The organism is Kitasatospora sp. NPDC059088 (assembly GCF_042738155.1).
Taxonomy (GTDB): Bacteria; Actinomycetota; Actinomycetes; order Streptomycetales; family Streptomycetaceae; genus Kitasatospora.
In genome coordinates this window covers 1-4,128 of the sequence record NZ_JBHYGR010000057.1, presented here as the reverse complement: position 1 = coordinate 4,128, position 4,128 = coordinate 1, and the positions used below count along the sequence as shown (strand labels likewise).

Annotated in this window: 2 protein-coding genes; both read left to right on the top strand. The window is 71.9% G+C overall.

Translation table 11 applies throughout. The annotated features are described in order from the left end of the window. Positions 1-78: 78 nt before the first annotated feature. On the top strand, positions 79-774 hold the full coding sequence (locus ACFWXO_RS24525) for a helicase associated domain-containing protein (protein ID WP_380525928.1): 696 nt from the start codon (positions 79-81) through the stop codon (positions 772-774). 434 nt (positions 775-1,208) lie between these two features. Beyond that, positions 1,209-3,431 (top strand): helix-turn-helix domain-containing protein, encoded by a 2,223-nt coding sequence (locus ACFWXO_RS24520; RefSeq protein WP_380525926.1) that lies wholly within the window; start codon positions 1,209-1,211, stop codon positions 3,429-3,431. Positions 3,432-4,128 lie beyond the last annotated feature (697 nt).

The following is a 4,128-nucleotide window of genomic DNA, read 5'->3' as shown; positions in this document are numbered from 1 at the left end:
ACACCCCCCCCCCCCCCCCCGCCCGCCCCCCCCCCGGGGGTGGGGGAGGGCGAGCCGGCGGCGCCGGTGGAGTCGCCGGTGGAATGGCTGCGGATCGACGCGAAGCGGCACGCCGGCGCGATCCTGCAGACGGTGAAGCTGCGGGCGTTCAACCCGCGCGCGGTCGAGTGGCAGCGGATGCACGCCGTCGCCGCCCGGTTCCACCTGGAGCACGGCCACCTCGACCCCACCGACAAGCAGGCGCACGGCGAGCTGGTCTCCTGGCTGGACCGGCAGCGCTACCTCAACGGCCAGGGCCTCCTCGATGCCGCGCGCGTCTCGGAGCTGGACGCGCTGGGCATGATCTGGTCCAAGCACGCCAACGCCTGGGACCGCGGCCACGCCTACGCGAAGGCCTGGGCCGCCCACCACGGCCACCTCGCGATCCCCGCGACCGAGAAGCTGGACGACTACGCGGTGGGCGCGTGGATGCGCCGCCAGCGCAAGGCCGAGGCCCTCACCGCCGACCAGGAGGCCAAGCTCGACGCCCTGGACGAGCTCTGGCGCCTGGAGCCGGACTGGAACCGCTCCTACCGCCGCCTGCTTGCCTACCTCGCCGCCGGCGGCACCCTCACCGGCCCCGCCAACCGCACCGGCCTCGGCGACGACCCCGCGTTTCGCCCCGGCACCTGGCTGCGCAAGCAGGCGGCGGCCCGCACCGACGGCAAGCTGACCGACCGGCAGACCGCGCTCCTGGACGCCCTCACCCGGCACGCCGAGACCGTCACCGGCTGACCCGACCCGCAAGACCCCGCCGTCCCGGCCCACCGGGCCGGGATGGCCATCGCACCTCCCTCACTCCTTCCGGAGGCACGCAGGGTGATCGCCACCGCCCGCCCAGGCCCGCGCCGCCGCGTCCGGAACGGGCTGAAGCTGGCCCTGTACGGCAGCCGGGCCGCCCCCGCCGGCCGGGGCTGGGGCCGCCTTAGGCAGGCAGTGGAATCCTTGCAAGCCGGGCAGCGTCGTCGTGTACAGCGGTGCGCCGGTGTCCCACACGGCGGCTTGCTTCGGGCACTGACTTGGCGTGGACACTGCGGATGGCGATGATGTCACCGGGGGAGCCTCGCCGGCGTGGCGGGGGAGTGCGTACCGGAGGGTCGCGTTGGCGGCAGGTGCCCAGGGCTCCGCTGACGTGGCCGGGAACGGTCTGAAGGCAGGGAGTGGTGTTGGTGGGGGCTGAGAGCACGGCGGGGGACGACGGCCTGTCGCCGCGTGAACGTTTCGAGCGCTGGCGGGACCTGGTGGGGCGAACGCGGGTGACCGACACGACCAGTGCCCATGTCGAGACCTTCACAGCGGAGTTGCGGATGTTCGACATGGGGCCGGCGACGCTGATGGCCACCTCGTTCCCGTCCGCGCGGTTCCGGCGCAGCGAGCGCATGATCCGAAGCTCGGATCAGGAGCTGTATCACCTGACCCTGCTGACGGCCGGATGCCACGCTCTCGAGCGTGCCGACGACCAGCGGGAGACGCACCGGGTGGGAGATCTGTGCCTCATCGACAGCTCGCACCCCTACGACGGCCGGTTCTCCGGTGCCCGGTCATCCGGCCCAGCGGATCCCCGGGCCACCGGGATCAGCGTCGACCTGCCGATCTCGCAGCTGCCCGTATCGCCCGACCGGGTGCGCGACCTCCTCGGTCGAACGCTCTCCGGCCGTGAGGGCACGGGTGCGTTGCTGGCGGATTTCCTGCGCGGGTTGGAGCGTCAGGCCCACACGCTGGAGCCGGCGGAGGCGGCCCGGCTCGGGACGGTCGTGGTCGACCTGGTGGCGGCCTGGGTCGCCCGGGAACTCGACGCCCTCCCCGCCCTGCCGCAGGAAACCCGCCGGCGGGCCCTGATGGAGGACGTCCACACGTTCATCCGCCACAACCTCCACGACCCCGACCTGACCCCGGCCACGGTCGCCGCCGCGCACCACATCTCCCTCAGCCACCTCCACCACCTGTTCACCCGGCACTCCGGCGGCGAGACCCTCGCCGCCTCGATCCGCCGCCAACGCCTTCACAAGGCCCACCGCGACCTGGCCGACCCCGCACTGCGCGGCGCGCCGGTCCACCGTATTGCCGCCGCTTGCGGGATCCCCCCGCGCGTCCGAGTTCAGCCGTGCGTTCAAGGCCGCGTACGGGATCTCCCCGAGCGAGCACCGACAGCAGGCACTGCTGCCGCCGGCCGCGGACGGTTCCGGTGTTCGTCCGCAGGTGTGAAGCCCCGTGCGCGGGGGCTTCGCGCATCGCATGATGCCGGGGCCGGTTCCGGGAAGCCGAAGTCTCGTGTGGAGGTGTACTCGGCGGTACGGGCAGTCGATGATGTTGTCGGGGGAAGCCCCGCCGATCCGGCGGGGGCGGCTTCAGGGGAAGGGGAGCTGGTGGAGGCCCGGGGGAACCCATGGGACAAAGGTTTGTCTGCGAAGGTCCGTTTTGAGTACTGGCGGGACGTACTGGCAAGATCGCGGGAGTGCGAGACGATCACCGCTCACGCGGAAAGCTTTGAGGCGGACGTGCGGCGCGCGGAGCTGGGGCCCGTGGTACTGATGGGGTCGTCGTTCCCGTCGGCGCGGTTCCGGCGCACCGAACAGATGATCCGGCGTTCGGATCAGGAGCTGTACTACCTGACCCTGCTCACCTCCGGAAGCCAAGGGCTCAGACGCGGACGGGACCAGGCGGAGACGTTCGGTGTCGGGGACCTAGCCCTCATCGACAGCTCCACCCCACACGACGTGCGGATGCTCGGGGACCGGACCCCCGATGGGGCCGGCTCGGAAGTCACCGCCATCGGTATCGACATTCCTCAATCGTTGTTGCCGGCGCCCGGGCGTCACGTGCGCGATCTGCTGGGCCGGAGGCTCTCCGGCCGTGAGGGCACGGGTGCGTTGCTGGCGGATTTCCTGCGCGGGTTGGAGCGTCAGGCCCACACGCTGGAGCCGGCGGAGGCGGCCCGGCTCGGGACGGTCGTGGTCGACCTGGTGGCGGCCTGGGTCGCCCGGGAACTCGACGCCCTCCCCGCCCTGCCGCAGGAAACCCGCCGGCGGGCCCTGATGGAGGACGTCCACACGTTCATCCGCCACAACCTCCACGACCCCGACCTGACCCCGGCCACGGTCGCCGCCGCGCACCACATCTCCCTCAGCCACCTCCACCACCTGTTCACCCGGCACTCCGGCGGCGAGACCCTCGCCGCCTCGATCCGCCGCCAACGCCTTCACAAGGCCCACCACGACCTGGCCGACCCCGCACTGCGCAGCGCGCCGGTCCACGTCGTCGCCGCCAATTGCGGCATACCGCGCGCGTCCGAGTTCAGCCGTGCGTTCAAGGCCGCGTACGGGATCTCGCCCCGCGAACACCGGCACCAGGCATTGAACGCAGCGGCGACGGACGGTCGGAGCACCGGCTAGGAAGGTCCCCCGGCAGCCCTTCGGGGCGCCCGACGTCGTGGACCACGAGGCCAAGATCGTCGACGCATGAGGAACCTCTTGCAGGGTTCGCGAGGGGGAGGGACGTTGATGACGGGTGCCGGTACAACCGAGGGCGTGGCTCGGGCTACCTGGCGTATACCGACCGGGGAACGATGTCGGAAGCGGTGTGGTGAGAACGGCATGCGCGGTTCGAAACGGCGGGAAGGGAAACGGTGCATCAGCCACCCGGCCGGTCGCCGACCTTTCTGGCGGAATCCGGGAGTGCTTTCGCAGCGGTGACTCCGGAGCGCCCCAGGTAGCAGCACAACGGCCGACGGAAGGCGGCCAGACAGCGGCATAGCAGCGGCTGGACGGTGGTGGACGGCAGCAAACGGGCCCAGCACTGCCCGGACCGCGGCACAACAGCTGGCGAGCCGGCGGCGGTGAACGACGGCATGACAGGCGGACGACGGCCGGGACGAGCGCCGTCCTCCGCCACCCCGCAGACGCACCGCCGAGCGCAACGACGGTGACGATCCGCCGCTTTGTGCAGCTCCAGTCCGCTGACGTTGCCGTCACCTGCTGCCGTCAGACACCCCGGAAGTGGGGGGGCCGCCCGCCCCCCCCCCCCGCCGGCGGCCCCTAGCCGGGGCGGCCCCCAAAGAAAAAAAAAGAGAGCCCGCGGGAAATACACAAA